This is a genomic window from Marinobacter sp. UBA2498 (assembly GCF_002341575.1).
GTDB lineage: Bacteria > Pseudomonadota > Gammaproteobacteria > Pseudomonadales > Oleiphilaceae > Marinobacter > Marinobacter manganoxydans.
Map to the genome: position 1 here is coordinate 16280 of NZ_DDOI01000139.1, position 6389 is coordinate 22668.

At 52.0% G+C, this 6389-nt stretch carries 5 protein-coding genes; all 5 read right to left on the reverse strand.

The window, feature by feature from the left end; all coding sequences use genetic code 11:
• The coding region (locus B2W52_RS19280) for a TolC family protein (RefSeq protein WP_286803929.1) at positions 1 to 1105 on the reverse strand (1105 nt) is incomplete at its 3' end.
• 565 nt (positions 1106 to 1670) lie between these two features.
• On the reverse strand, positions 1671 to 3026 hold the full coding sequence (locus tag B2W52_RS19285; protein ID WP_146083431.1) for a hypothetical protein: 1356 nt from the start codon (positions 3024 to 3026) through the stop codon (positions 1671 to 1673).
• An 80-nt stretch (positions 3027 to 3106) separates the two neighbouring features.
• Entirely contained in the window at positions 3107 to 4414 is a 1308-nt protein-coding gene (locus B2W52_RS19290; protein WP_286803930.1) for a hypothetical protein, read from the reverse strand.
• A 248-nt stretch (positions 4415 to 4662) separates the two neighbouring features.
• A complete protein-coding gene (locus tag B2W52_RS19295; RefSeq protein ID WP_273070168.1) occupies positions 4663 to 5796 on the reverse strand; it encodes a hypothetical protein in 1134 nt (377 codons plus the stop codon).
• Positions 5789 to 6389 (reverse strand): ABC transporter permease (locus tag B2W52_RS19300; protein WP_286803931.1); only part of this gene is annotated, 601 nt, incomplete at its 5' end. The genes B2W52_RS19295 and B2W52_RS19300, both read right to left, overlap by 8 nt.

The following is a 6389-nucleotide window of genomic DNA, read 5'->3' on the forward strand; positions in this document are numbered from 1 at the left end:
GCGGAAGAAGAGTTTGCTGATACAAGTCAATCCGATCATCCAATCGCTCAATGCGGGCCAACGCCGAGCGCGCCTTCGCCTGGAGCGATCGGATTCTCAGAACCCGATCCGTTTTTTCGGCTTCCAGTCTGGCTGCAGACGCGTTGAGCCGTCGGTCTTGCCGGTTTCCTGTGAATATGGGCAGGTCAAAACCGATACCAATAGAAAACAGGTCTGCCCTGTCCTGGCCGTTCGGAGCTCGGTCACGGTAACCATATTGTGCGAAGACCGACCACTCTGGTTTGTAGGCTTCCCTGGCAAGGTCTACGTCAATGTCCTGTACATCAATCAGTTGATCTGTGGCGCGAACCGACGGGTGACGGATGACAGACTCCACACTGGTCTCCGGCCAGCTGCTGGAAACATCTGCCAATAACAGAGGAGGAATGTTTTCGGCGACCGAGAGCTGGGCCCGCCTGGAACCGATCCATTCCCCTAGAGCTTCTCTGCTGGAAGCCAACTGAGTATGCAAAGCGGTCAGCCGATCTTCAAGCCGAGTCAATTCCAGCGAAGCACGAATAACATCTTGTTGTCTGGAGCCCATTGTCGCGGAGGTATATCCAGCTTCCGCAACATCCGCCAATTGCTCGAACAGCCCCCGGTTCTGTTCAATGAGGCGGATGCTTTCCTGGGCTTTCCAAAGATCGAGCCATAGGTGGGTCGCCGTTTCGGTGACCTGCGCACGACGATTCTGTCGGAGGTAAGGCTGTACACCGGCCAGTTCTTCTTTCTTTGCGCTAGCCAAGCGGCGGCTGTCTCCACGAGGAATTCGCTGTGTAATGCCAATCGTGCCCTGGGTCATGGGCTCTTGCCCGGTATCAAAAGTATCCAGAGGCAGATTTGCCGCGCCGATCATTACCCGGGGATCGGGAAGCGCGCCCTCAGCAACAGACTCTTCCATCAGCGCATCTTGTTTGTAAGAGCTCTGGCCCAGCCAGGGATCGTTTTCAGTTGCTGTTTCGATGACACTCTGGAGCTCCAGCCTTGGCTGAGCCCACCCGGAAATGCTGCTAAACAGCAACACACCCAAAATGGCTTGCTTAGTGAAAAGGGGGCGGATGAACAACGTAGGATCTCCGTAGAAGGCATGTAAGAGCGCCTATATTAGATTTAAAAACTGAAACGAAGCTGAAATTAAGGGCGCATGGATATTATTTTGACCTGACTCAATTATCTTATCACGAACAGAACTTCCCACATATTGAATAGGCTTTCTTTTTTTCAGCCAGGTTTCAGGAACTGATGATTTAACGAAGCCATCGACCACTCTCTCAATGCCAGCACTTGACGGTAGTATGCTGAAACCAAGACATGAAAGAATCCATAATGAAATGGAAAAAGATCACGTGAATAAAAACATTCTGCATGATACAAAACTGCAGCGACGCCATGAAGAAATGACACGCCTGGGAGCGTCATAAGCTGGAATGAAGGCACGCGGACAGATGTCTGGCAGAAAAGGACGAGCCCATCATCGCGCTCTAGAGAAAAATCAAACAAAGTCTGGCGTCTGGAAAATGCAATCCAAAACACCGCTGGCGCGACCAGCCACAAAAATCATGACTGGCCATATAATTCATTTACCGGGATCTTGGCGCAAAATTGATCACTTAAACATGAACATAAAATAATCAGTATATATATATTTCATTTGCACCTTGACTAGAATTTTCTTGGTTAGCCAATATTAATAGCCGAGATTTCCCTTTATTTTTTACATATGAAAAATCAACGATAAAAGAGCTCAATTCATATATGGGAAACACTGTAAAACCTGAATCTAAACCACCATTATCCCAGCGAGCTCTGATTAATTTATCCGCCCCTGAAGCGGGAGCTAACCCAGAAAAACCTGACCTTCTTTGCCTGATATAGGTCAAGACAGTTCCATTATTTACAATTACTTTCCTGGGAATAGACAGATACTCCTCATTAACGGAAAAAGCGTAATCAGGTGATGTAGTGATTTCCCGCTCCTCCAAGCGTTTAATTAATCTTGGCGAGGAAACTTTGCCCAAGTCTAGCTGTGGCCAAGGCTTACGGCTGGGGCTCCGCAGTTCAAGATTTTCTTCACCCACTACTATAGAGGTTGTATTATCAACAGGGAAAACAGAGAAAATCATTTTCTCAGCATTAGACAAAACAATTGAGTCACCACGAACATCGCCGCCCTCCGCAAAAGCAAATGCTGGTTTCCCAATGTCGCCTTGCAACAACTCATATCTTTGGGTGTAAAGCTGATTGTTGATAAAGCGTAACGCAATATTCTCGGTTTTTTTGGTTTCTTCCCGCAACTCCTGCTCAGAGACTTCAAAAAGTTGAGAGTAAAGCTTCGTGTATTGCCCTTTGCCTGAGATATCTCGGTCTTGCCCCCACACCACAGCAATCTCCGGATTCGAATCTGAGTCTGACTGACCAACCGATAAGAAGATTGCTTTCGAATTTTTGAGGCTGGACGCGAGTGCATCAACTCTTTTTATCCTGTTGCCATCGAAGACGCCCAGCACCAATGAGGAATCCGACAGAAAAACCAGTTGATCCTCCTCGCGGTCCGACCATGAGAGCGCCTCAACCATTTTCGGATTGAAATCCTCTGGCAGAGGAAGAACGCTGCGAGAACTAACCTCCTCTCGCAATGCAACTTCACTTTGATCGTTCTCGTCAATCAGTACAGAAAGCAAGTACTTTTGAGAATCGGTGGACTTAATAGACACTGCAATTCTATCGCTGATTTGAAGTACCTCGAGAATCAGCCCTTCCTCGGAAGATCCTGAACCACCAAACTTAACATCGAAGCCCTTGATATTCAGACGCCCCAACAGGGCAAGGAATTCTTTGTCTGCACTCAAACCATCAATATTTGATACCACCCTGATGCTCTTCTTTCCCGTCCATTCTGACAGCGAGTCCAAGGGTAGGTCGTAGACTTGAGCTTGAGCACCTGACACTGCAAAAAAAACAAGGAAGATCAGGAAAAATGGCTTCATAACATGCCCCTCAAAAAAATTGAGGCCCCGTCCCCGGCGCCTCAATTCTAGTTCCTCCAATCGCAATAAGTATCCTGGGATCAGTAATTCCAGTTCAATTCAAGCATTGCGACATAAGCTGCATCGTCTGCACCAGTTGCGTCCTCAACGCCTTTACCTGGCAGGAAACTGGAGAGTACCAGCCTTGGAGCAAAGTACTGGTTGGCCTGGTATTTGATCGCGACATCAAGCTCGGTTCCGGCATAGCTGTCCACGGATCCACTTGCAGTACTGAGCGTTTCAAGCCCCCCCGTTTGCTGGAACCACATCGGGAAAATCTGCGCCTGATATGACAGCTTAGGCGAGATCGACGCTAAATTACCCGAACTGCCAACGGAGAGCATGATTTGGCCCGGATTGTTACCAGTACCGGCATTGGAAATACCACCATACCCAGCGCCACCAGGACCAGCCTGGTCAAGGGCGAGGCCGTAGAGGCCCGATGCTATCGCTTGGTTAGAGTTCGGCTGCCATCCCAAGAACTGGCCGTCAATACCAATCAGGGGCGAGTATCTACCAATGTCGGTGATGCCCAGCCAGCCCTCTACATCATTATCGGTAGGGTCGTCGTCCCCGCTGGCTACTCGCAGTGCTATGAAGGGGTTGAAGGACTCATTAAGCGGGTACTCAAGGCTCGCGTAGCCGGCAAAAGCACTGATGTCGTCACCATTGTCGAAACTCCCGGTCACACCGAGCGCTTCGGCCCGAACCTTCATAGCGCCAACATTTCCGATGTATTCGACACCGTAATAGGTTGCTTTCGCACCTTTCTGCTGGTTGTCGCTATAAGTCAGGATGGGCGAAATACGACTACCTTTCCCCAGATCGATATCAAATTTCGAAGCAAACACATCCCAGTCCAACTCACCGTTGGCGGGATTGGCCCCAGGGGCCTGTATGTCCGAAATGAGCCCATCTGTAATCGGCATCCAGAAAACATCATAGCTACCGAACGAAGTCTTGCCGGTAGCGCCGAACAAGGGATGGTCGTCGCCGTATAGAAGCCCGCCGGAAGCCAGATCCAGATTCTTGAAGGTCCAGCCGCCTTGAAGGGTAAATGCCGGATCGAAGGTATAGGTGAAGAAAGCCTGCTCCAGGCCAAATCTCTCGCCTCGGTATGCGCGATCGACAGAATTGGCGTCGAGGGCAAAGTCGTTCTCAAGAAGTATTTTGCCTGTCCAGTTATCACCGGTCGCCACTACGCCAAGCCTGACCTCAGCCCTGACATACTCATCTCCAACCTGAACACCGCCCGCAGAAGTTCCCGTGGCACCATCATCGACGCTGCTGTCCAGATCGAAATTAGAAAAATAGGTTGGTTGAAATTTGCCTTGGGTAAGAATATCCAACTTGATTCCTGAAGCCGTAGGAACTTCCACCGCTAATGCTGCAGGCACTCCGTTCGCAGCTATCAGCACCCCCAAAACTCCCTAACCGATTCGCTTTCGTATTATTTTCATTGATCCTCCACCATCTCTGAAACGAGATTTTATTTGTTGCAGCCCAATAACCTTAGGCAGATCCGATCTATACCAGAGAAACCTGAAACGAACCTGAAAGCTCCATTACAACTGGGGAAGGCTCTGAACAAGTCTCCTTAGAAAAACCACTCCACCTCCACCAGGGCCAGCGGATCCAGTTTCCCGTATTCACTGTCATCGCCTCCTCCGAACCACTGGGCTCCGGCTGTAAAATAGATCTCCTGGCTCAGTGGCAGTATCCATGTGGATCTCGGATAAAGTACCCAGCTGGCATCATCGGCATTCAGGATGGTCACCACCCGGTACTGCCAGAACGGATTGATATCCTGCCATACCAGAAGTCCGGCATAATGGCGCCCGGCATACAGGGGTTGTGCAGCCACAAGGTTGGCCAGAGCTGTCGTTCCAGGCGATAACGGCTGGCCATTATAGAAATATTCAACGGCCAGGTTGAGCCCGTTGCGAAATGCCCAGTTCAGGTCGGCCACCCCCTGCCAGTATCTATCTCCGCTATCTGTCTCACTCCAGACAAGTTCTGCACGCCAGCCGGTGCCGGCCGCGGAGCCACTGCCGCTGACACCCGCTTTAGTGACGTCGGCGAATTCGCCCATCATCACGCCGGCATCGACTCCAGCAAAAAAACGCTTGGCCCGTGCGGCCGTACTGGCATTCTGGTCCCTGTGTTGCGGCGCATGAACGACGCTGATCTGGCCCGTTGCACCCCAGGATCTGTCCCATAACAGCGCATCCACACCAATGCGCTCATCTGGCTCGAGTTGGAGTGGGCTGACAGGATTAAGAATGTCCATGGGGTTCCAGATCAGCGCCGTGGACCAATTCACCTGTTGGCGGCCAAACCGGAAATCACCGACCGGGGAGCGCCACTGAATCGTGCCCCGGTACAGTTGATGACGCGCCAGGGCATCCCCCGATTCATGCACGTTCCCCTGCAGATCCCAGTAGCGCGGATCGGCAGCATCCCTGAGCAGGGCAAACTCGGGGCTGTCCAGAAAACTGCCAGTCACCAGTTCCAGGTCGTAGGCCGCATCCACAACCCAGTCCTGATATCGGTAACGGGGCTCAATACGCAGGCGAGTAAGGTTCGAGAAGTAGCGATTGTCGTCAATCAATGAGCGCGACCCAACGCTCAGATTCTTGAGCGATCCCGAATGGCTGAAGTCCGCCTCCGCGCCTGACGCCAGCATTAGCCAGGCCATCGCGACCAGCATCAGTGGAGATCGCCTAACCATGCCGGATCGCCTCCACCGGATCCAGTCGCGAGGCCCGCCAGGCCGGATACAGTGCCACCAGCACCGAGCACAGGAACAACAACAGGCTGGGTAGCCAGACGTGATCGAAGATCATCACCGGATGGATGCGATCGGTAATACCGGGGATGGCTTCCAGTGCACCACTGATCGAGGACAGATCGATGCCGGCATTGCCAAGCCAGACGACAAGCAGTCCGCCAACCACCGTTCCAGCCACCATTCCCAGTATTGCGAGAAAGAACGCCTCGAACAGAATCGTCAGCAGCAGCTGACCACCCCGGGTGCCCAGCGCCAGCATAACGCCCAGTTCCGGGGTGCGCTCCATCACTGACATCACCATGGTGTTCATGACACCGATGGCCACCACGACGAAGACCACCGCCAGAATGAGATAGAAATCCACCTGGCTCATTTCCACCATCTGCACCACCACCGGGAGCAAGGTCTCCCAGTCCTGGGCCACCAGTCCATCGTTGGTCAATTGCGGCGACTGGTTCAGGGTTCGCGCCAGGCCGGTACTCTCTGCGCGGTCTGACAGCCTAAGCACGATCCGCGAGACTTCATCTTCCAGC